Origin of the sequence: Micromonospora sp. WMMA1363, assembly GCF_030345795.1 — a bacterium.
Taxonomy (GTDB): domain Bacteria; phylum Actinomycetota; class Actinomycetes; order Mycobacteriales; family Micromonosporaceae; genus Micromonospora.
On record NZ_JAUALB010000001.1, the window covers coordinates 3,214,269 to 3,235,453 of the forward strand.

Sequence of the window (21,185 nt, forward strand, 5' to 3'; positions counted from 1 at the left end):
CGACACCGTCGCCCGGCCCGGCAGCTCCCGGGTCGGTCGGTACCTCGCGGATACGGTGAGCCGTCAGTGGCGGGAGGTGACCTCCCGGACCCAGGGAAGGGCCCGGCGCTCGGCGAGCAACAGGGCCGCGTACAGCAGGATGCTCACCAGCGCGACCAACATGATGGCGGCCCAGGCGGTAGCGGTGTCACCCATCCCGGCGTACTGCTGGATGACGTAGCCGAGGCCGCCCTCCCCCGCCTGGAACTCACCGATCACGGCGCCGATGGCGGCCAACGGCATCGCCACCTTCAGCCCGACGAAGATCTGCGCCAATGCGGCCGGAAAGCGGACCTTCCGGAACGCCTGCCAGCGGGAGGCGTTCAGCGAGCGGGCCAGTTCGGCGAGGTCGGCCGGCGTGGAGGTCAGGCCGGTCGTGGTGGAGAGCACGATCGGGAAGAAGCAGAGCAGGAAGACCATGGTCAGGATCGGCGTCTGGCCCCAGCCCAGCGTCACCACCAGCAGCGGCCCCAACGTGATCTTGGGCACCGCGTTCACCGCCACCAGCAGCGGCGTGAACATCCGCTCCACGATCCGGGAAGCCGCCAGCGCCAGCCCCAGCAGGACACCGGCCACGGCGGAGAGCCCGAAGCCGATCAGGATCTCCCGGGTGGTCGCCCAGGTGTGTTCCAGCATGCGCGCCGGCTGCTCGACGAATGCGGCCAGCACCTCGCCGGGCGGCGGTAACGCGGCCGGGTGCACCAACTCCCCCCGGGCCACCAGCCACCAGACGCCGACGGCGATCAGCAGACCGCCCACCGGCAGCAGGACAGTCGCGGCCCGATCCCCGAGCCGCCGGTCGGCGCGGCGCTCCGGGCTCGGCGCGAGCTGCGGGGACGCCGCAACAGTCTCCGGCGAGCAGACGTCGGTCATCGATCCTCCATTGGGCCGTGCGGGGCGGCGGGGGGTACGCCCCACCGCCGGGCAGCGGCGGTGGGGCGTACCCCCGACCATCAGCCGGATCAGGCCTTCGGCGCGAGGCTGAAGTCGATGATCTGGTCGGGCGTGATGTTCTGCTTCAGGGCGCCGGCGCCCTGAAGGATCGCGATGCTCTTGGCCACCCGGCCGCTGTCCAACGTGCCGAGCTGGGTACCGGTGTTGCTGGACCGGACGTAGCCGGCCATCAGCTCCAGCTCTGCCTTCGCCGCAGCCGGATTGGTGGCGTCGACGTTCTTCTTCAGGAGGTCGGCCGCCTCCTGCGGGTTGGCCAGCGCGTACTCCAGGCCCCGCAACAGAGCGCCGGCGAACCGCTTGACCATCTCCGGCTTCTCCTTGGCGAGCTTCGAGGAGGTGATCAGCACGTTCCCGTAGAGGTCCTGCATCACGTTGCTGAACGGCAGCAGGACGGCCTTCTTCTTGGTGACCGCCTCGATGGTGGGCTGGCCCACCACGAACTGCCCGATGCCGTCGACCTGGCCGCTGGCGAGAGTGCCCATCAGCGTCTGCGGCTCGCCGTTCACCCAGGTCACCTTGCTCGCGTCGACCCCCGCCAGCTTGGCGTAGGTCGGGAACAGGTTACGGATCACCGACCCGGGAACGTCGGCGAGCCGCTTGCCCTCCAGGTCCTTCGGGGAGGCGATGCCGGTGCCCTCGACGGTGGCGATGGCGGTGAGGGTGCGCTGGTGGATCGCGGCCACCGCGACGAAGTCCTTGGCCTGACCGTTGCCGAGTTGGAGCAGACCTCCAGTCAGGTCGACCGGGCCGAACTGCGCCTGACCACCGGCGATGGTCTGGATGGTGGCGCCGGTGCCCTGCCCGGGCTTGATTTCCACGTCGAAGCCGGCGTCGGTGAAGAAGCCCTTCTCCTGCGCCACCCATGCGTAGGAATCACGCCCGAAGTTGCCGAACGAGGTGAGGTACGTCACCTTCTCCAGGGCTCCGCCGTCACCGCCCTTGACGTCCTCGGTGGAGTCCGAGCCGCTGCTGCAGGCGGCGACCAGAGCGAGGGTGGCAGCCATCGTGGCCGCGGCGACCGTACGCGTCAGCCTTTTCATCAGTGCACCTTGTCCTTTCCGACCGGGGGCCGGCGGCCTCCGGAGGGGCGTAGTCAGGCGGCGTCGGCAGGAGGGGGCGTAGCCGACATCCACCGTCTGGAGGGGACTCTTCGCGGCACAGCGTACGAGAATTCCACCTTTGTGACGCCAGGCATAGCAGGTTGCGGAACGGAAACGACCTGACGTCCACCCCGGATGGTGCGATTGAGGTACGGGACGGATACCCTTTCCGGCGACTGCTGACCGCCGACTCAGGGAGGCCCGCGGGATGATCTGTCTGTCCGGCGTGTCCCGCACCTTCGACGGCCACTCCGGCCGGATAGAGGCCCTACGCGGCATCGACCTCGACGTCGCCGAGGGCGAGTTCGTCGCCGTCGTCGGCCGCTCCGGCTGCGGCAAGTCCACCCTGCTGCGACTGGTCGCGGGCCTGCTCCCGGTCTCCACCGGTGTGGTCACGGTCGCCGGCACGCCGGTCGTCCGGCCCCGGCAGGACGTCGCGATGCTCTTCCAGCGACCGGCGTTGCTGCCCTGGCGCACGGTGCTGGACAACGTCCTGCTGCCGGTCGAGATCTTCGGGTGGCCGCGGGCGAAGCACCGCGATCGGGCCCGGCAACTACTGGCGCTGACCGGTCTCGCCGGGTTCGAGAAACGGCTGCCGCACGAACTCTCCGGCGGGATGCAGCAGCGCGTGGCACTGTGCCGGTCTCTCATCGGCGAGCCGCGGGTGATGCTCATGGACGAGCCCTTCTCCGCGCTCGACGCGCTCACCCGTAAGGAGCTCTCCGGGGAGCTGCAACGAGTACACATGGAGACGTCCGCCACCGTCGTCTTCGTCACCCACTCGATCGACGAGGCGGTCCTGCTGGCCGACCGCGTGGTGGTGCTCAGCCCCCGCCCCGGCCGGATCCGCAGCATCGTCGACGTGGCCATTCCCCGGCCACGCACGTTCGGCCGCAACTCCCACCTGGCAGACGTCGCCCGGGTCAGCGCCGACCTGCACGAACTCCTGACGGAACGCGACGTGCCGGCGAGCGCCGGCGTGGAGGCACGATAGGCATGCGGGTGGCGGTTTTCACCGAGCCGCACCGGGGCGCCAGCTACGACGACCAGCTCCGGTTCACCCAGCTGGCCGAGGAAGGCGGCTTCGAGGCCTTCCTCCGGGCCGACCACTACCAGGCGATGGGCGACGAACCGCCGCTGCCCGGCCCGACCGACGCCTGGCTCACGCTCGCCGCGTTGGCCCGGGAGACCGCCCACATCCGCCTCGGCACGCTGGTCACGTCGGCCACCTTCCGGCTTCCCGGTCCGCTGGCCGTGATGGTGGCCCAGGTTGACCAGATGAGCGGCGGCCGGGTCGAGCTGGGCATCGGCGCCGGGTGGTACGAGCGTGAGCACACCTCTTACGGCATCCCGTTCCCGGGCCCCGGGCAGCGGTTCGACCGGTTCGCCGAGCAGCTCGACGTGATCACCGGCCTGTGGCGAACCCCGGCCGGGCAGACCTTCAGCTACTCCGGTGACCACTACCGGTTGGCGGACTGCCCGGCGTTGCCCCGGCCGGTGCAGGTCCCCGGGCCGCCGATCATCGTCGGCGGGCGGGGTCCGAAGCGCACGCCGGAACTGGCCGCCCGCTACGCCGACGAGTTCAACATGCCATTCACCACCCCCAAGGCGACCGCCGAGGCGTTCGACCGGGTGCGAGAGGCCGCCGGCCGAACCGGGCGGACGGACTCCGGCCGGTCGCCCCTCGTGCTCTCCGCCGGCGTCGTCGTGGCGGTCGGCCGCACCGACGCCGAGGCCCGCCGACGGGCGGTGCCGCTGCACACCACGAGCGCGCTGCCACCGGACGACCCGGTGATCGGCTCGCCGGCCCAGCTGGTCGACCGGATCGGCGAGTTCGCCGCGATCGGCGCCAGCCGCGTCCACCTACGCCTGATCGACCTCGCCGACCTCGACCACCTGGAGCTCATCGCCGCCGAGGTGCTCCCCCAACTGAACGGAGTCCGATGACCGATACCGACGTCGAGCTCGGCCCAGTCGGCCAGGAGATCGTGTACGAGAACGACCGGGTCCGGGTCTGGCACATCCGGCTGGCGCCCGGGGAGTGCCAGCCGCTGCACCGGCACGACCATCCGTACCTGGTGGTGGCGGTCCAGGGTGCCAGGAACGTGGTGCAGACGGTCGACGGCACCCACATCGACGCCGACGAGCCGACCGGCGGTGTCGTCTACCGGGACCCGGGCGCGGTGCACATGCTGACCAACATCGGCGACACCACGTACCTCGCCCGGCTGGTCGAACTCAAGTAGCCCGGCGGAGGAACCGTGGCCGCGCTGGTGGCGGGGCCGGTGCGCGGCACGGCGCGCCGGTGGCGATCGGTCGCACCGGACCGTAACGTTCCGGACATGGCCTTTCGGACCTGGGGCAAGCTGCTACTCACGGCGTTCGGGGTGAGTCTGCTGGCCGGAGCCGGTCAGCTCGGCATCGCGTTCGGCTTCGGCGTCGTTCGGCTCGCCGGCGCCTTCACCGGCGGCACCGTCAACCAGTGGCCGGCCCAGCTCGCCTGGGTCGGTTGGTTCGCGGCGAACGCCGCCGTGGTCGGTGCCGTCCTCACCGAGCGGTGGGCCCGCCGCGACGGGCTGCTGACCGGGGCCGGCCAGCAACTCGTCGTGGCGGGCGCCGCCGCGCTGGGCGCTACGGTCGTCGCGCCGCTCTGCATGCAGCCGGCCCGGGCCGCCGAACTGATCTCCGTTGACCCGATCTGGGCGGTCGCGATCTGCGCGACCGTCGGGGCGGCGGTCGGGGCGGGTGCCGCGCTCACCGTCTTGGTCCGGCCGCCGCTGGGCTGGAACATGGCGCTCGTCGCCGGCACCGTCTGGCTGCTCGCCCTGGTCTCGGTCGCCCCGTCGTTGACCGCCGCCGGACCGCTGTCCGCCGTGCGCCTCGGAGTGTTGGAGCCGTCGTGGCTCGCCGCTGACGCGGCGCAGCGCCTGACGCTGCCGCTCCTGCCGCTGGTGGCGCTGCTCGCCGGCGCAGCCACCGGCGCCCTGGCCCGCTGGCGCGAGTACCCCCCGCTGGTCGGTGGAGTGACCGGAACGGCCGGGCCGGTGCTGCTGGCGTCCGCCTACCTGACCACCGGCGCGGGCGACGGCGTCGACCGGTACCAGAGCACGCCGTACTACGCGGCTCTGCTCGCGGTGGCCGCCGGCGCGCTCGGCTCGACCGCCGCCGTCCTGCTGCGCTGGCCGCTGATGGCGAGCCCCCTGTCGAGGCGCGGTGGCGGCCCGGAAGCCGACCGGGTGATCGAACCCACCGACATCCTGCGCCCGCTGCCGGCCGGTCCAGCCGTGCCGCGGACCGCACCAGCCGACGCCGGACTTCACGTCGGCGACACCGCCACGCCGGCCCCCGCCGCCGGCCGGGCCGCGAACGAGCGGGCGCCGGGGGTCACCGGAACGCCGGCCGATGCTGCTCCGGCCCACTGGGACTGGCCGACGCCCGGGGCTGCGCCGGCCGCCAACCCTGCACCGACCGCCCCGGGCGATCCCGGTGGGGCATCCGCCGGCTCGGTGGTCGGGGACGTCCAGGTCGGCGAGCCCGTGCCGCCCGCGGTCCCGGCTCCGGTGCAACGGTCCGCCGATCGATGCGCGCCCGCAGGCGACGACGGGGGGGCCGTCGCCGGCCCCACTGCATCCGCGAGCGCCGGTCCAGCGCCGTTGGCGGACGGCACTCCCGCGCCCACCTCCGAATCCCGGCAGCCCGCCGGCTCGACGCACACCGGGTCAGCGCCGGATCCGGCAGGCCCGCCCGGGACGCTGGCACTGGACAGTCCATCGGGCTCGCCCGGCCCAGCGGGCACGGCGGAGCCGGAGCAAGCGGTCGGGCCGGCGGACACCGCCCGTCCCGTGGCCGATCCGGCCGACGGCGCGCCGCCGGGCGCGGGCCCACCGGCCGCACCGGACACCGGACCGGCCGGACGCCCACCCGCACCGGACCCCGCCGGGGCCGGCCAGCTCGATCCGCCACCGCCTGACGAGGACCCGCCGGTGTCGAACGCCGAGACCGGGCCGGTACCGCCCACTCCCACTCCCACGCCGCCGGCTCCCGTCACGCCGGCGCGCGCCGCATCCACATCGGACCCGTTCCCGTCCCGTCCCGCTCCGGCCCCGATGACGCTGCCAGGTCCCACACCTACCCGGGTCGGCCCGAAGCCGTTCTCCCCCCTCTCGCCCACCGCGCTCGCACCGCCACACCCGGCACCACGCACCGTTGCGCTCGACCCACCCGTCGCGTCGGCAAGCTCGGCGAGCGACCGTGGTACGCCCAGGCCCGCTCCCCGGCCACGGCATCGCGCCCCGCTGCCGAACCTGAACGGCGCCGGTACCTGGGACGCCTTCGCCACCGCCCGGCGCTCCGGCTCGGCAACCGACCCGACGGCGACCCGAGCAGGTGATGCGGCCGACGCGACGCCCGCCGCGGATGCGACGCCGAAGGCGAGCTCGGCGCCGGATCCGGCGCCGACCGTAGGCGACGCCCCGACCCGGGTCGAGGCCGACCGGCTCGTCGCCGCGTGCACAGGCACCGACGCCCCTGCCCGGACCGGCGACGCCTCGACACCGACGGCCGGACAGGTCACCGAGGCGGACACCGCCGCCGCCCCCGAAGCGGACCGTGCCGCCCCCGGCGCCGGCGGCCACCCGGCCGAGGACGAGCCGAAGCGACGCGGCCTTTTCCGGCGGAGCCGGTCGCGGGCGGATCAGGTCGCCACCGAGGCGGAGCCGGTGCCGACGCAGGACGAGGAGTTCGTCGACTGGGTCACCGGGCTGGGCAGGCCGCTTCCCGACAACGAACCGGAACAGGAGCGCGGCCGGCGCTCACTCCGCTCCGCCGGCCGCCACTCCCGCCCCTGACCGCCCCCGGCCTGTCACCCCACCGGAACGACGACGGTCGCAGAGTCCTCGGAAAAACAGACTCCCGGAGAGGGTTATACCGCTCGTCAGATGGTCCCCCTTCTTGACGAACTCGATCCGGGGTTGGGATGGACAGGGATCAGGCCAGCGGGAGGTAGACCCGACCGCCTGCGGCGACGAACTCCGCTGATTTGTCCTGCATCCCGCGGGCCGCGTATTCCTTGAGTTCCTGGGTGATCTTCATAGAGCAGAACTTCGGGCCGCACATGGAACAGAAGTGCGCGGTCTTCGCCGGCTGCGCCGGCAGCGTGGCGTCGTGGTAGGCCCGCGCGGTCTCCGGGTCCAGCGAGAGGTTGAACTGGTCCTCCCAGCGGAACTCGAACCGCGCCTTGGACAGCGCGTCGTCCCAGGCCTGCGCGCCGGGGTGCCCCTTGGCCAGGTCGGCCGCGTGCGCCGCGATCTTGTAGGCGATCACGCCCGCCTTCACGTCGTCCCGGTCCGGCAGCCCGAGGTGCTCCTTCGGGGTGACGTAACAGAGCATCGCCGTGCCGAACATGCCGATCATCGCCGCGCCGATGGCCGACGTGATGTGGTCGTACGCCGGGGCGATGTCCGTGGTCAGCGGACCGAGCGTGTAGAACGGCGCCTCGTGGCACCATTCCTGCTGGAGGTCCACGTTCTCCTTGATCTTGTGCATCGGCACATGCCCGGGGCCCTCGATCATCACTTGGACGTCGTACTCCCAGGCGACCTTCGTCAACTCGCCCAGAGTCTTCAGCTCGGCGAACTGCGCCTCGTCGTTGGCGTCCGCGATGGAGCCGGGCCGCAGCCCGTCGCCGAGCGAGAACGTCACGTCGTAGCGGGCCAGGATCTCGCACAGCTCCCGGAAATTGGTGTAGAGGAAGTTCTCCTCGTGGTGCGCCAGACACCAGGCCGCCATGATCGAACCGCCCCGGGAGACGATCCCGGTCACCCGGTCGACGGCCAACGGCACGTACGGAAGCAGCACACCGGCATGCACCGTCATGTAGTCAACGCCCTGCTCGGCCTGTTCGATGACGGTCTCCCGGAACACCTCCCAGCTCAGCTTCACCGGATCCCCGCCGACCTTTTCCAGCGCCTGATAGATCGGCACCGTGCCGATCGGCACCGGCGAGTTCCGCACGATGGCCTCGCGCGTCTCGTGGATCCGATTGCCGGTCGACAGGTCCATCACGGTGTCCGCGCCCCACCGGGTCGCCCAGGTCAGCTTCTCCACCTCCTCGGCGATCGAGGAGGTGACCGCCGAGGTGCCGATGTTGGCGTTGACCTTGACCAGGAACGCCTTGCCGATGATCGCCGGCTCGCACTCGGGGTGGTTGACGTTCAGTGGCAGCACCGCTCGCCCGGCCGCGATCTCGTCCCGGACGAACTCCGGTGCCACCCCCTCCCGGATCGCCACGAACTCCATCTCCGGCGTGACGGCGCCGGCGCGGGCGTACGCGAGCTGTGTCGGCCGCTTGCCGTCCGCCCCGGCCAGCGGCGTGCCGGCGCCCCGGACGGGCGCCACGTCACCTCGCTCGGCGATCCATGGGCCGCGTAACGGCAGCAGCCCCACCTCGGGGTCCGAGCCCGGCCCGGATGTGTCGTAGAGCCGCACCGGCGGGTTGTCCCCGGTGAGGTCGACCTCGGCGAACGGCACCCGGACGTCCGGGCGAGAGCCCTCGGCATAGACCTTGCGACGTGTCTGCATAACAGCCTCCCTGTCGGTTCAAGCCGACCAGCCAAAGTGGTCCAGCGGGCCGCGTCCCGCGCCCAACTCCCAGTCCCGGGCGCCGGTCAGCGCCCGGGTGACGTACTTTTTCGCGGTGGCGACGGCCGCCGGCACCGGATCGCCCGACGCGAGCCGGACGGCGACGGCCGCCGAGAACGAACATCCGGTCCCGTGGTTGTGCCGCGTCGGCACGCGGGGCGCGCGGAGCAGGGTGGTGACGCCGCCACCGTGCAGCACGTCGACCGCCTCGCCGTCGGTGTCCACGTCGCCGCCGGTGACCACGACGTGCTCCGGACCACCCGCGGTGAGGTCCTCCGCGGCGGAGATCATCTCCTCGACCGTGGTCACCGGACGACCGGTGATGGCGGCGGCCTCCGCGCGGTTCGGCGTCGCCACCCGCGCGTACGGCAGCAGCCGTTCCACCGCGGCAACCACTCCCAGCGCGTGCCCGCTGGTGGCGACCAGCACCGGGTCGACGACGAGGTGCGGCAGCCGGCCGCCCTTCGCGGCGGCGGCCACCGCGTCGGCGATCGCCGGGGTGCCGAGCATGCCGATCTTGGCCGCCCGGACGGTGAAGTCGGCGAGCACGCTGTCCAACTGCTCGGTGACTGTGCGTGGCGGCAGCGGCAGGACGGTGTCGACGCCCCGGGTGTTCTGTGCGGTGACGGCCGTGATGACGCTGGTGCCGTACGCCCCAAGCGCGGCAAAAACCTTCAGATCGGCCTGGATGCCGGCGCCGCCGCCGGAGTCGGAACCGGCGATGGTGAGGACCGTGGATGGCGTCACAGCGCTTCCTTCGGTGCGGTCGAGGGCGTGGGGACCGCCGCCGTTCGCCGCCGGCCTGGCGGCCCCGGGTGCGCCGCCTCAGGTCGGGTTGCCTGGTGGAAGGCGGCTGTCAGGGTGGTGGCCGCCTCGGCCGGGTCGTCGGCTCGCATGATCGCTCCGAGCACTGCCACACCGGCCGCGCCCGCCTCGACGCACGCGCTCACCTGCGCTGCCGTTTCGATGCCGCCGAGGGCCAGGACCGGAACCGGGGTGAGCCGGATGAGCCCGGCGAGCCCTTCCGGGTGCAGGGGCGGGCCATAGCCGGGTTTGGTCCGGGTGGGGTAGACGGGTGAGAGGGTGACGTAGTCCTCGGCGGTGAGGCGGGCCAGCTCCGCCCCGTCGTGGCAGGAGCGGCCGACCAGGCCGAGTCGCGGCGGCGGGTAGGGGCCGGCGGCGGGGAGGTGCACGGCGGAACCGTCGAGCGGATCCGGTCCGGCGACGATCAGGGTGCCGCTGCGCTCGGCGAGGATCGCGCGCAGGTCGGCGGCGAGGGCGACGCGCTCGGCCCGCGGCAGGTCCTTCTCCCGCAGCACCACCCACCGCACTCCCCCGCGTACCGCGGCGGCGACGACGTCGACGAGCGGCGATCGCGCCACCCGCCGGTCGGTCAGCAGCACGGTACCGGTCGGCGTCGCGCCCGCACCTGACGAGAGCCTGCGAACACGTGGCCCCTGGAGTGGCCGGAACACGCCACGGTCCCGGATGCCGACCTCCGACGACGCGCTCACAGATCCGGCCTGCCCTCGTCCGGAGTGGAGGCGACGGCGTGGAAGCGGCGGGGGATCCGACCGGCCCGGTACGCCAGCCGCCCCGCCTCGACCGCGTGCCGCATCCCCGTCGCCATCGCCACCGGGTCGGCGGCGCGGGTCACCGCGCTGGCCAGCAGCACCGCGTCGCAGCCCAGCTCCATGGCGAGGGCAGCGTCGGACGCGGTGCCGATTCCGGCGTCCAGGATCACCGGGATGTCCACACCCTGCCGGATCAGCCGGATGTGGTGCGGGTTGGACACTCCGAGCCCCGACCCGATCGGCGACCCCGCCGGCATCACGGCGGCGCAGCCGGCGTCGGCCAGCCGGCGGGCCAGAATCGGATCGTCCGAGGTGTACGGCAGCACCGTGAACCCGTCGGTGACCAGCTGTTCGGCGGCACGCAGCAGCTCGACACCGTCGGGCAACAGCGTGCGCTCGTCGCCGATCACCTCAAGCTTCACCCAGTCGGTGTCGAACGCCTCCCGCGCCAGGTGGGCCACCTTCACCGCCTCGCCGGCCGTGTAGCAGCCGGCCGTGTTCGGCAGCAGCCGCACCCCGCACCGGTCGAGCAGGTCCAGCAGGCCACCCGAGCCGGCCGGGGTGGTGTCGACCCGGCGCAGGGCGAGGGTGACCAACTCGGTGCCGGACGCCCGGATCGCCCGCTCCAGCACGTGCAGGTTGGCCGCCCCGCCCGTCCCGAGGACCAGTCGCGACGTGAACGTGACGCCGCCCAGTTCCAAGCCCACGTCGCTCACCCGCCCTGCGCGGCGCTGAGCACCTCGACCCGGTCGCCGTCGCGCAGCATGGCCGCCGGCCAGCCGCCACGCGGCACCACCTCGCCGTTGACGGCGACGGCCAGGCCACGCTCCTGATCGGTGACCGCCCGGACCAGGTCCGTGACGGTCGAACCGCCGGGCAGGGTGTGCCCGGCGCCGTTCACGGTCAGTTCCACGACTCCTCCTCCGCGGTCGGCTGCTGCCTGCCCGACGTCACCCCCGCCGGGACCGGCCCGAAGCGGTCGGGGGTGAACGGGGCGAGCAGCGGGTCCGGCCTACCGGTGACGATCAGGTCGGCGATCAGGTCTGCGGTGACCGGGGTGAGCACGATGCCGTGCCGGTGGTGTCCGGTCGCCGCGAGCACGTCCGGCCGGCCCGGCAGTGGCCCGAGGATCGGGGCGTTGTCCGGCGTACCGGGGCGCCGGCCCGCGAGCGTCTCGACCAGGTCGTACTCGACCAGCTCGGGCATCAGGTCGACGGCCGCGCGGAGCAGGCGCAGCACCGCGCCGGCGGACACCACCAGGTCGGCGCGCTCCTCGACGGTCGCCCCGACCACCACCTCCCCGCTGTCCCGGGGGACGAGGTAGACGTGCTCACCGTCCGCGTACCCCCGGATCACGTGCCGGAAGCCCGGCGCTCCGCCGCCGGGCGCGCGGAGCCGGAGCACCTGGCCCTTCACCGGGCGGACTGGCAGCCCGGTGAGGGCGGCCGCGCCGCAGCCGGCGGCGACCACCGTGACATCGGCTGCCACGTCGGACAGTCGGCGGACCGCGCCCGGCACCAGCGTCACACCGGCCCGCTCGGCGGCTATCCGCAGCGCCGGCAGCAGGCGCCGGGGATCCACCTGATGATCGGTGGCGGCGAGGGCACCCCCGCGCACCCGGGGGGCCAACGCCGGTTCGCGGTCCCGCAGCTCCGAGGGACGCAGCGGGGTCACCGGCAGGCCGAGCCCCTGCTGGTACCCCCAGAGCCGGCTGGCCTCGGCCAGGTCGTCGGCGGTGAGCCCGACCAGCAGGGTGCCGTCGGTTCGGTAACCGAGGTCGGCGCCGGCAGCGTCGGTCAGTTCGGCGGCGAACGCCGGCCAACGGGCGGCCGAGGCGGTGAGCAGCCCGGTCAACTCGTGTTCGCCGAAGTAGGCCTCGGCGACCGGCGCGAGCATCCCGGCGGCCACGTGTGCCGCGCCCGACCCGGGAGCCGGGTCGTGCACGGCCACCCGCAGCCCCCGCACCGCGCACCGCCACGCGATCGCCAATCCGATGGGCCCCGCCCCCACCACCGCCACGTCGGGAAGGAAGGGGCCCTTCGCGACCCCACCGGCGGCGAAGGAGCTCCCGGTCAACACGTCAGCGCTCCGACCAGTTGGGCGGTGGCGCGGGCGGGGTCGGCGGCCCCGGAGAGCGCGCTGACCACCGCCACCCCGTACGCGCCGGCGGCCCGCAACGCGGGCACGTCCGCCACGGTCACTCCCCCGATCGCGACCACCGGGACGTCCACCGCCCGGGCCACCGCCCGGACGCCGTCGACGCCGATCGCCGTCGGCAGCCCCTCCTTCGTCGTGGTGGGGCGGTACGGCCCCACCCCCAGGTAGCTGGCTCCGGCGGCGACCGACTCTGCGGCGGAGTCCGGGTCCCGTGCGGTGGCGCCCAGGACGGCTGCGGAGCCGAGCACCGCCCGGGCCGCCCCGACCGGCAGGTCGTGCGCGCCCACGTGCCCGCCGTCGGCACCCACCGCCAGGGCCACGTGCAACCGGTCGTTCACCAGGCAGGTCGCCCCGTACCGCGCGCACAGCGCCGAAACCCGGCGGGCCAGGTCGTACGCCTGTCGGTCGGTCGCGTCGTCCGTCACCCGTACCTGGACGACCAGTTCGGTGCGGGCCACCGGCAGGGCGGCCCGAAGCACGGCGAGTGGGTCCTGCCCGCGACGGGTGTCGGTGATCAGATGCAGTCGCCCAAGAGACAGCACGGCAACTCTCCTCCCTGCGCCGGCATTACCCGGATCAGGTTCGACGGTCGGGGGCTCTCAGCCCCCCTCTCAGCCCGGTCCACCGGGCTCCCGTGGGTCACTTGCCTGTCACGGTACGACAGATCTGCGGAGCTGCCAAGACGTACGGGGGCGACAACTCGGCAGCGGAGGGTCGAGAAGGGAGCCACGTCGCTACCGGAGGCGTTGACGAGGCTCCCTGTGGGGTCCGGCGGCTACCGGTCGAGCACCTTACGCAGGGCGGCGAAGTCCTCGTCGGTGGGCTGCCACACGCCGGCCGCCGCGTTGGCGCGGACCTGCTCGGGCGTGGTGGCGCCGGCGATCACCGAGGTCACCCCGGGCTGGGCGGCGAGGCCGCCGATGGCCACCTGCAGCATCGTGAGCCCCCGCTCGGTCGCGTACGCCTCGATCGCCTCGATGGTGTCCCACTCGGCGGCGGCGAACCGCTGCGCGTACCGACCGCCAGTGGCGAGTCGACTGCCGGTCGGTGGCGCCTCGTTGCGCCGGTACTTGCCGGTGAGCAGCCCGTGAGCCAGCGGGAAGAACGGCAGCATGCCGAGGCCGAAACGCTCGCACGCCGGAATCACCTCCGCCTCGACACCACGCTCCAACATGGAGTAGTGGTTCTGCGCGGAGATGAAACGGGTCCGCCCCTGCGAGGTGGCGGTCCAGTCGGCGTCGGCGATCTGCCAGCCGGCGAAGTTGGAGTTGCCCAGGTAACGCACCTTGCCGGCGGTCACCAGGTCGTCCAGGGCAGCGAGCGTCTCGTCGATCGGGGTTGCCTGGTCCGGCTCGTGCATCTGATACAGGTCTATGTGGTCGGTGCCGAGCCGACGCAGCGACGCCTCCACGGCGCGCGCGATGTAGCGCCGGGCGCCCCGGGCGTTGTGGTCCGGTCCGTTCGCCCCGTGCATGTCCTTGCCGAACTTGGTGGCGACGACCACGTCCTCCCGGTGCCCCTTGAGCGCCTGGCCGAGCAGTTCCTCGGAGGCGCCCTGCGGCTCTCCGTAGATGTCGGCGGTGTCGAAGAAGGTGATCCCCGCGTCGAGCCCGGCCTCGACCACGGCGCGGGTGCCACCGAGGTCGAGTTTGCGGCCGAAGTTGTTGCAGCCGATGCCGACCACGGACACCACGAGCCCGGAGTCGCCCAGCCGCCGGTATGTCATCTCAGTCACGAGATCCACCCTATGCTGGTTCCGTGGCGCCCACCCACCGGTCACCGTCACCCGTGCTCACGCGATGTCGGCCCGATGGTGCGGCACCTCACGCCCGAGTGACCGGAATCATCCGACCTCCCAGACCGGTTCGGTGGTCTCCGCCACCTCGCCGTCGCCCCTAAACAGCACGAACCGGTCGAAGGAACGGGTGAACCAGCGGTCGTGGGTCACCGCCACCACGGTGCCGTCGAACGCGGCCAGCCCCGCCTCGAGCGCCTCCGCCGACGCCAGGTCCAGGTTGTCCGTCGGCTCGTCGAGCAGCAGCAGGGTCGCTCCGGACAGTTCCAGCAGCAGCACCAGGAACCGCGCCTGCTGTCCGCCGGAAAGGGTGCCGAAGCGCTGGTCGCCCTGGCCGGACAGGTCGTACCGGGACAACGCCGCCATCGCCGCGTGCCGGTCCATCCCGGCACGGTGCCCGTCACCGCGCCAGAGGATGTCGACCAGCGCCCGGTCCGTCAGCTCCGGCCGGTCGTGGGTCTGCGAGAAGTGCCCCGGGCGGACGCGTGCGCCGAGCCGGGCCGCTCCGTCGTGCCCGACCGGCGCGAGCGCCGTCACGCCGTCGACCGGGCCGTTCGCCGGGTCCGGGTCGGTGCCGCCCCGGGCGAGCAGCCGCAGGAAGTGTGACTTGCCGGTCCCGTTCGCCCCCAGCACCGCAACCCGGTCGCCGTACCAGATCTCCAGGTCGAAGGGGTAGGTCAGGCCGTCGAGCTCCAGCCGCTCGCAGATCACCGCGCGCCGGCCGGTCCGCCCACCGGCCAGGCGCATCCGGATGTCCTGCTCCTTCGGGGGTACGGGCGGCGGACCGGCTTCCTCGAACTTGCGCAGCCGGGTCTGGGCGGCCTGGTAGCGCGAGGCCATCCCGGAGTTGTACGCCGCCTTCTGCTTGTACATCAGCATCAGCTCGCGCAGCTTCTGGTGCTCCTCGTCCCACCGGCGGCGCTGCTCGTCGAGGCGATCATGGCGGGCGACCCTTGCCTCGTGCCAGCTCGCGAAGCCCCCCGGATGCACCCAGGCACCGCCGCCCTCGACCGCGACCACCCGGTCGGCGGTGTGTGCCAGCAGCTCCCGGTCGTGCGAGACGTAGAGCACCGACTTGCCCGACTCGCACAGCCGCGTCTCCAGCCAGCGTTTGCCGGGCACATCGAGGAAGTTGTCCGGCTCGTCCAGGAGCAGCACCTCGTCCGGGCCGCGGAGCAGCAGTTCCAGCGCGAAGCGCTTCTGCTGGCCGCCGGAGAGCGTCCGGACAGGCCGGTCCCGTGCCGCGTCCCACGGCAGGTCGAGCAGGATCGTGGTGACGGTGTCGAAGAGCACCTCGAGGTCGTACCCGCCGGCCTCGCCCCAGACGGCGAGCGCGTCCGCGTACGCAAGCTGGGCCCTGCCGGCGGCGGTGCTGTACTTGCCGCGCACCTCGGCCGCCCGCATGGCCGTCTCGGTCTCGGCGAGTCGGCGGCCGGCGGCGCGCAGCGCCGGCGGGGCGAGCGAGAGCGCCAGGTCCGCGAGCGTCGACTCGTCGCCGACCATGCCGATGAACTGGCGCATCACGCCGAGCCCGCCGGCCCGCGCGATCCCGCCGCGCTGCACCGGAAGGTCGCCGGCGACCATCCGCAGCAGGGTCGTCTTGCCCGCACCGTTCGGCCCGACCAGCGCGACCTTGACGCCCTCGCCGACTCGGAACGAGACGTCAGCGAACAGCTCTCGGCCGTCGGGCAGGGTGTGCCCGACGGCCGCCACGTCCACGTATCCCACGCCGGCATCCTCCCCGAACGCCTGCCGGCAGCCAACCGATTACCGGGTCACCCGCAGCACCCGGTAACCCTTTTGGCTGGCGTGCCGCGCGATGTGCCATCCTTGTTCGGTCAGCCAGCGGTGCAGCGAGTCGCCGCCGAGATGCCGGGCGACCACCAGCCACGCCACCCCTTCCGGGGTGAGCCGGGGCAGCCAGCGCAGCAGCAGTTGGTGCAGCTCGTCCTTGCCGACCCGGATCGGCGGATTGGACCAGATCTCGGCGAAGGTCACACCGGCCGGTACGCCGTCCGGCGCGGCGACCCGCACCCGGTCCGCCGCGCTGATCCGGGCCGCGTTCGCGGCGGTCAGCTCGCGGGCACGCGCGTTGACGTCGACGGCCCAGACCGTGGCCGCCGGCGCCGAGCGGGCGAGCACGCAGGCGATCGGACCGTAGCCGCAGCCGAGGTCGAGCAGGTCTCCTTCGGTGCGTGCCGTCGGCAACTCGGCCTTGCGCAGCAGGACGGCCGTGCCCGGATCGAGCCGGGCGGCGGAGAAGATCCCTCCGGAGGAGGCCAGGGTGTAGTCCCGTCCGGCGACGGTGAACTCGACCTCGCGGGGCGGAGCGGTGCTCGCGGGTTCGGTGGTGAAGTAGTGGTCGCCGGTCACGTACGCGATTCTTTCACCGGCCGGCGACGGCCACGGCGGCACCCCATGTCAGCACAGTTTCCCATTATTACTACCTAAAGGGATAGTTCCTCCTACTCTGGGCGCCATGGTGTATCGGTACGAGTCCGATAAGGATGCACGCGTGGAGTACCCGGAGCCCGGGTCCGACCTGTCAGCGCTCGGTCACGGTCCGCCTCCCCCAATGGGGCCCTCGCCGTCCCGCTTTCCCACCCCGTCAGTACCCAGAGCCACTCAGCGGGCGCTGCCACCCGCCGAGCCGCCCCCCGAGCCAAGCCCCGAGCCGGCCCCTGATCCGGCTCCCGAGCCGGCCCCCGAGCCGATCCCCGCGTCCCGCCCGCAGGTCCACCTCGCGGCCACGCCACCCGCGCCCGCGCCCGGCCGACGTGGCGGCCGGTTGTTACCGCTGCTGGTCGGCGGCGCCGCGGTGCTCGTCCTACTCACGCTCTGCGGGCTCGGCACCGCCGCCCTGTTCGGGCCCGGCGCCAATCCGTTGACCACACGGACCGACCAGCCCGCGGCCGGGGCTGCCACACCGGAGCCGGACGTCCTCGACTCCCGGGACACCGACCAGGCCCCCCTGGCCGCCAAGGAGGTCTTCCCGGACGAGCAGCTCGTCGTCAGCGACGGGAAGCCCTACCAGGTGCTGAGGATTCAGGCCAGCGACAGCTGCGCGGTGGCCGCCAGCGGCGAGGTCGCTGAGCTGCTGATCCGACTCGGGTGCAGCCAGGTCGTCCGGGCGACACTGCGCACCGGGAACGACGACCACCTGGTCACCACCGGCCTGTTCAACCTCACCGACCGGGCCAGCGCCGAGCGCGCCCACGACCGGATCCGCCAGATCCTCGACGAGCGGCAGGGCCGGTTCCGGGGGATGGCCGCCAGCGAGGAGTCGGAGGTGGTCGCCACCGCCCCGGCACGGGTCGGCTGGCAGGTACGCGGCCACTACCTCGCGTACGCCCTGGTGGCCCGAGCCGACGGCCAGTCGGTTCAGGCCGAGGACACGGCGGTTCGCGAGATTCTCTTCGACCTGATCGAACTGCATCTCAACCAGACGGTGCTGGAGCGGCGGGCGGGCGGCGGCGGCGCGAGCCAGCCCACCACCGGAACGGACGACGGCACCGACTCCTAGAACGGCACCAACACCACCGCGCTGAGGCCCGCAGTCGATGCCGACGGCGCGGACCCCCGGCGGGCCACGGTGCGTGCCGTGCCGGTGAGAGCGTTCTGGCTGCTTCCGGCGGAGCAGGGCCACCGGCCGTCATCACCATCGCGGTGTGGACCGGCGGTCAGCCCTCCAGGGGGACGCGCAACCGGCGGGTGAGATCTGCGCGGCGGGCGTACTCGGTCGGGTCCTCGGGGTAGCCGACGGCGATCAGGGAAAGCCCGTGGGCCGGGGCGACCGGCACCTCGTTGGCGCGCTCGCGCCGGGTGAGCAGGGCGGCCGGCCATCGGACCGGCCGTCGGCCGTCCCCGGTCGTCAGCATCGCGCCAACCAGACTGCGCACCATCGCCTGGCAGAACGCGTCGGCCTGCACGGTGGCGACGAGGGTCCCGTCCGGGTCGCGTCGCCAGTCCAGCCGGGTCACCTCGCGCAGCGTGGTGGCGTTCGCTTTCCGCCGGCAGTACGCGGCGAAGTCGTGCTCCCCCACCAGCCCGCCGGCGGCAGCGTTCAGCGCTGCCAGGTCGAGCGTCCTGGGCCAGGCCAGGGTGTCGTGCCGACGCAGTGGCTCGGCACCCCAAGGCGCGTCGGTGACCCGATACTCGTAGCGCCGGTAGGTCGCCGAGAAGCGCGCGTCGAAGTCGCCGACGACCTCCGTCATCGCCCGGACCCGCACGTCGGCCGGGAGCAGCCGGGCGAGCCGGCGCAACAGCGTACCCTCGTGCCGCCACCATACGGTGGCCGGCAGATCGACGTGGCAGACCTGCCCGGTGGCGTGCACGCCGGCGTCGGTGCGGCCCGCCACGGTCAGGCCGGTCGCGGTCCCGGCGCCGAGCACGAGGCCGAGGGTCTGCCCGAGGACCCCGGCGACCGTACGCCGGTCCGGCTGGACGGCCCAGCCGGAAAAGTCGGTGCCGTCGTACGAGACGTCCAGGCGCAGCCGGATGCGCTCGGCCACTGGTACCCCCTCCGCACGGGTCGGGCCCGGCGCCCCCTCAGGGATGCCGGGCCCGACGGTGGCCTGGATCAGGCCTTGCCTTCCTCGGTGGCCAGGTCGCTGTCCTCGCGGGCGGCCTCGGTGTCACCCGACGCCGACACCGGCGCCTCGGCGTCCTGGTCGTCGCCAGCCGACTTCGGGGCCCCCTCGGTGGGAGCGAGGGCCTCCACCTTGTCCTGCTGAGCGGCCTTGCGGGCGGCGGTCTTCTGGTTCGCCTTCGGCTCGGCGACCTGCAACTCCTCGACCAGCTCGATGATCGCCATCGGCGCGGCGTCACCCTTGCGCGGACCGGTCTTCACGATCCGGGTGTAACCACCGTTGCGGTTGGCGTACCGGGGCGCGATCTGGTCGAACAGGGCGTAGACCACGTCCTTGTCCTTGACGACCGCGAGCACCCGACGCCGGGAGGCCAGGTCACCACGCTTGGCCTTGGTGATCAGCTGCTCCGCGAGCGGGCGCAGCCGCCGGGCCTTGGTCTCGGTGGTCTGGATCTTGCCGTGCTGGAACAGCGACGTGGCCAGGTTGGCCAGCATCAACCGCTCGTGCGCCGGGCTGCCGCCGAGGCGGGGACCCTTGGTGGGCGTGGGCATTCTCGGTGCTCCTCGTTAATCCTCAGCCGCGCTTACAGCTGCTCAGTCTCGCGGTAGTCGTCGCTGTCGTAGTCGGCCTCACCGAAGGCGTCCACGACGTGCGCCGGGTCGAAGTTCGGGGCGGAGTCCTTCAGCCCCAGGCCCATCCCGGCGAGCTTCATCTTGACCTCGTCGATCGACTTCTGGCCGAAGTTACGAATGTCGAGGAGGTCGGCCTCGGTACGCCCGATGAGCTCACCAACGCTGTTGATGCCCTCGCGCTTGAGGCAGTTGTAGGAGCGGACGGTCAGGTCCAGCTCCTCGATCGGCAGCGCCAGGTCCGCCGCCAGCTGGGCGTCCTGCGGGGACGGTCCGATGTCGATGCCCTCGGCGGTCTCGTCCAGCTCCCGGGCCAGCCCGAAAAGCTCGACCAGCGTCGAGCCGGCGGACGCCAGCGCGGTGCGCGGGCCCATCGACGGCTTGGTCTCGACGTCGATGATCAGACGGTCGAAGTCGGTCCGTTGCTCGACCCGGGTCGCCTCGACACGGTAGGTCACCTTCAGCACCGGCGAGTAGATCGAGTCGACGGGGATCCGTCCGATCTCGGCGCCCGCCTGCTTGTTCTGCGCCGCCGTCACGTAGCCGCGACCCCGCTCGACGGTCAGCTCCATGTCGAGTCGGCCCTTGCCGTTGAGGGTGGCGAGCTTCAGGTCCGGGTTGTGCACCGAGACACCGGCCGGGGGTTGGATGTCCCCCGCGGTCACATCGCCCGGCCCCTGCTTGCGCAGGTACATGCTGACCGGCTCGTCGTGCTCGGAGCTGACGCACAGCTCCTTGATGTTCATGACGAGCTCGACCACGTCCTCCTTGACCCCGGGGATCGTGGTGAACTCGTGCAGCACACCGTCGATCTTGATCGAGGTCACCGCCGCACCCGGAATGGACGACAGCAGCGTCCGGCGCAGCGAGTTGCCCAGGGTGTAGCCGAAGCCCGGCTCCAGCGGCTCGATGGTGAACCGGGACCGGGTCTCGTTGATCGACTCCTCGGAAAGAGTCGGTCGCTGGGAGATGAGCATGTCTTCTCTTTTCTTCCGGGGCGCCCGCCATATGACGCCCACTTGAACGCTCCCGGTGGCCCGCCCCGGGGGCGGGCCACCGCGGGCGAACTCCTACTTGGAGTAGAGCTCGACGATCAGCTGCTCCTGGACCTGGGTGTCGATCACCTGGCGCGCCGGCAGCGAGTGCACCAGAATCTTCATCTGGCTCGGAATGGCCTCCAGCCACGCCGGGACACTCTTGGACCCGGCCTCGGCCTGCGCCACCAGGAACGGGGTGAGCTCCTTGCTCTTGGCCCGCACCTCGACGATGTCGTGCTCCTTGATGCGGTACGACGGGATGTCGACCTTCTTGCCGTTCACCGTGAAGTGACCGTGCTTGACCAGCTGACGGGCCATGTCCCGGGACTTGGCGTAGCCGGCCCGGTAGACCACGTTGTCCAGCCGCGACTCGAGGATCTGCAGCAGGACCTCACCGGTCTTGGCCTGCTTGGCCACCGCCTCCTCGTAGTAGCCGCGGAACTGCTTCTCCAGCACGCCGTACACGCGGCGGGCCTTCTGCTTCTCACGGAGCTGGAGCAGGTACTCCGTCTCCTTGGTGCGGCCACGGCCGTGCTGTCCGGGCGGGAACGGCCGGGACTCGAACGGGCACTTCGGGCCATCGCACTTGCTGCCCTTGAGGAACAGCTTCATCTTCTCCCGCCGGCAACGGCGGCAGTCAGCACCGGTGTAACGAGCCATCTCTCTCTAACC

Annotated in this window: 21 protein-coding genes and 1 riboswitch; of the genes, 5 read left to right on the forward strand and 16 right to left on the reverse strand. The window is 72.5% G+C overall.

The features are described from left to right. Positions 1 to 63: 63 nt before the first annotated feature. Positions 64 to 912, reverse strand: a complete 849-nt coding sequence (locus tag QTQ03_RS14740; protein ID WP_289278539.1) for an ABC transporter permease — start codon at positions 910 to 912, stop codon at positions 64 to 66. Positions 913 to 1,001: 89 nt separating this feature from the next. Beyond that, positions 1,002 to 2,033 carry an ABC transporter substrate-binding protein gene (locus QTQ03_RS14745; protein ID WP_289278540.1) on the reverse strand — a complete coding sequence of 344 codons (1,032 nt, stop codon included), beginning with the start codon at positions 2,031 to 2,033 and terminating at the stop codon, positions 1,002 to 1,004. A 268-nt stretch (positions 2,034 to 2,301) separates the two neighbouring features. Here QTQ03_RS14745 and QTQ03_RS14750 point away from each other — a divergent pair, with 268 nt between their 5' ends. The 4 genes from QTQ03_RS14750 to QTQ03_RS14765 all read left to right on the forward strand — a co-directional run bounded on the left by QTQ03_RS14750 (position 2,302) and on the right by QTQ03_RS14765 (position 6,940). Beyond that, positions 2,302 to 3,087 (forward strand): ABC transporter ATP-binding protein, encoded by a 786-nt coding sequence (locus tag QTQ03_RS14750; RefSeq protein WP_289278541.1) that lies wholly within the window; start codon positions 2,302 to 2,304, stop codon positions 3,085 to 3,087. Between the two features lie 2 nt (positions 3,088 to 3,089). Then, positions 3,090 to 4,040, forward strand: a complete 951-nt coding sequence (locus tag QTQ03_RS14755) for an LLM class F420-dependent oxidoreductase (RefSeq protein ID WP_289278542.1) — start codon at positions 3,090 to 3,092, stop codon at positions 4,038 to 4,040. Beyond that, positions 4,037 to 4,339, forward strand: a complete 303-nt coding sequence (locus QTQ03_RS14760) for a cupin domain-containing protein (RefSeq protein ID WP_289278543.1) — start codon at positions 4,037 to 4,039, stop codon at positions 4,337 to 4,339. The genes QTQ03_RS14755 and QTQ03_RS14760 overlap by 4 nt, the downstream gene beginning before the upstream one ends. A gap of 96 nt (positions 4,340 to 4,435) precedes the next feature. Next, entirely contained in the window at positions 4,436 to 6,940 is a 2,505-nt protein-coding gene (locus QTQ03_RS14765; RefSeq protein WP_289278544.1) for a hypothetical protein, read from the forward strand. Positions 6,941 to 7,079: 139 nt separating this feature from the next. Here the strand turns inward: QTQ03_RS14765 and thiC are convergent, their stop codons facing one another. The 10 genes from thiC to QTQ03_RS14815 form a co-directional block, all read right to left on the reverse strand. Beyond that, a complete protein-coding gene (thiC, locus tag QTQ03_RS14770; RefSeq protein ID WP_289278545.1) occupies positions 7,080 to 8,672 on the reverse strand; it encodes a phosphomethylpyrimidine synthase ThiC in 1,593 nt (530 codons plus the stop codon). 18 nt (positions 8,673 to 8,690) lie between these two features. Then, positions 8,691 to 9,479, reverse strand: a complete 789-nt coding sequence (gene thiD / locus QTQ03_RS14775; protein WP_289278546.1) for a bifunctional hydroxymethylpyrimidine kinase/phosphomethylpyrimidine kinase — start codon at positions 9,477 to 9,479, stop codon at positions 8,691 to 8,693. Further along, entirely contained in the window at positions 9,476 to 10,207 is a 732-nt protein-coding gene (locus tag QTQ03_RS14780) for a thiamine phosphate synthase (RefSeq protein ID WP_502889864.1), read from the reverse strand. The genes thiD and QTQ03_RS14780 overlap by 4 nt, the downstream gene beginning before the upstream one ends. A gap of 35 nt (positions 10,208 to 10,242) precedes the next feature. Next, positions 10,243 to 11,022 carry a thiazole synthase gene (locus QTQ03_RS14785; protein WP_289278548.1) on the reverse strand — a complete coding sequence of 260 codons (780 nt, stop codon included), beginning with the start codon at positions 11,020 to 11,022 and terminating at the stop codon, positions 10,243 to 10,245. Then, positions 11,019 to 11,219 carry a sulfur carrier protein ThiS gene (thiS, locus tag QTQ03_RS14790; RefSeq protein WP_289278549.1) on the reverse strand — a complete coding sequence of 67 codons (201 nt, stop codon included), beginning with the start codon at positions 11,217 to 11,219 and terminating at the stop codon, positions 11,019 to 11,021. The genes QTQ03_RS14785 and thiS overlap by 4 nt, the downstream gene beginning before the upstream one ends. Then, entirely contained in the window at positions 11,210 to 12,382 is a 1,173-nt protein-coding gene (thiO, locus tag QTQ03_RS14795; RefSeq protein WP_289280834.1) for a glycine oxidase ThiO, read from the reverse strand. The genes thiS and thiO overlap by 10 nt, the downstream gene beginning before the upstream one ends. Further along, positions 12,379 to 13,005: a thiamine phosphate synthase gene (gene thiE, locus QTQ03_RS14800; protein ID WP_289278550.1), complete on the reverse strand. Its 627-nt coding sequence runs from the start codon at positions 13,003 to 13,005 to the stop codon at positions 12,379 to 12,381. Before thiE ends, thiO begins: the two co-directional genes overlap by 4 nt. Then, a riboswitch (TPP riboswitch) is annotated at positions 13,000 to 13,109 on the reverse strand. (Overlaps the previous gene by 6 nt.) Before the next feature lie 129 nt (positions 13,110 to 13,238). Then, positions 13,239 to 14,207: an aldo/keto reductase gene (locus QTQ03_RS14805; RefSeq protein WP_289278551.1), complete on the reverse strand. Its 969-nt coding sequence runs from the start codon at positions 14,205 to 14,207 to the stop codon at positions 13,239 to 13,241. A gap of 99 nt (positions 14,208 to 14,306) precedes the next feature. Next, positions 14,307 to 15,986: an ABC-F family ATP-binding cassette domain-containing protein gene (locus QTQ03_RS14810; protein ID WP_289278552.1), complete on the reverse strand. Its 1,680-nt coding sequence runs from the start codon at positions 15,984 to 15,986 to the stop codon at positions 14,307 to 14,309. 39 nt (positions 15,987 to 16,025) lie between these two features. Next, positions 16,026 to 16,631, reverse strand: coding sequence for a class I SAM-dependent methyltransferase (locus QTQ03_RS14815; protein WP_289278553.1), 606 nt, complete (start codon positions 16,629 to 16,631; stop codon positions 16,026 to 16,028). Between the two features lie 415 nt (positions 16,632 to 17,046). On the opposite strand from QTQ03_RS14815, the gene QTQ03_RS14820 reads away from it, so the two are divergent. Then, positions 17,047 to 17,781 carry a hypothetical protein gene (locus QTQ03_RS14820; RefSeq protein WP_289278554.1) on the forward strand — a complete coding sequence of 245 codons (735 nt, stop codon included), beginning with the start codon at positions 17,047 to 17,049 and terminating at the stop codon, positions 17,779 to 17,781. A gap of 157 nt (positions 17,782 to 17,938) precedes the next feature. Here the strand turns inward: QTQ03_RS14820 and truA are convergent, their stop codons facing one another. The 4 genes from truA to rpsD form a co-directional block, all read right to left on the reverse strand. Further along, positions 17,939 to 18,769 (reverse strand): tRNA pseudouridine(38-40) synthase TruA, encoded by an 831-nt coding sequence (gene truA / locus QTQ03_RS14825; protein ID WP_289278555.1) that lies wholly within the window; start codon positions 18,767 to 18,769, stop codon positions 17,939 to 17,941. A 68-nt stretch (positions 18,770 to 18,837) separates the two neighbouring features. After that, on the reverse strand, positions 18,838 to 19,398 hold the full coding sequence (rplQ, locus tag QTQ03_RS14830; protein WP_289278556.1) for a 50S ribosomal protein L17: 561 nt from the start codon (positions 19,396 to 19,398) through the stop codon (positions 18,838 to 18,840). A 32-nt stretch (positions 19,399 to 19,430) separates the two neighbouring features. Further along, entirely contained in the window at positions 19,431 to 20,453 is a 1,023-nt protein-coding gene (locus QTQ03_RS14835; protein ID WP_289278557.1) for a DNA-directed RNA polymerase subunit alpha, read from the reverse strand. Between the two features lie 93 nt (positions 20,454 to 20,546). Then, positions 20,547 to 21,173 carry a 30S ribosomal protein S4 gene (gene rpsD / locus QTQ03_RS14840; RefSeq protein WP_289278558.1) on the reverse strand — a complete coding sequence of 209 codons (627 nt, stop codon included), beginning with the start codon at positions 21,171 to 21,173 and terminating at the stop codon, positions 20,547 to 20,549. Between the last annotated feature and the right edge of the window lie 12 nt (positions 21,174 to 21,185).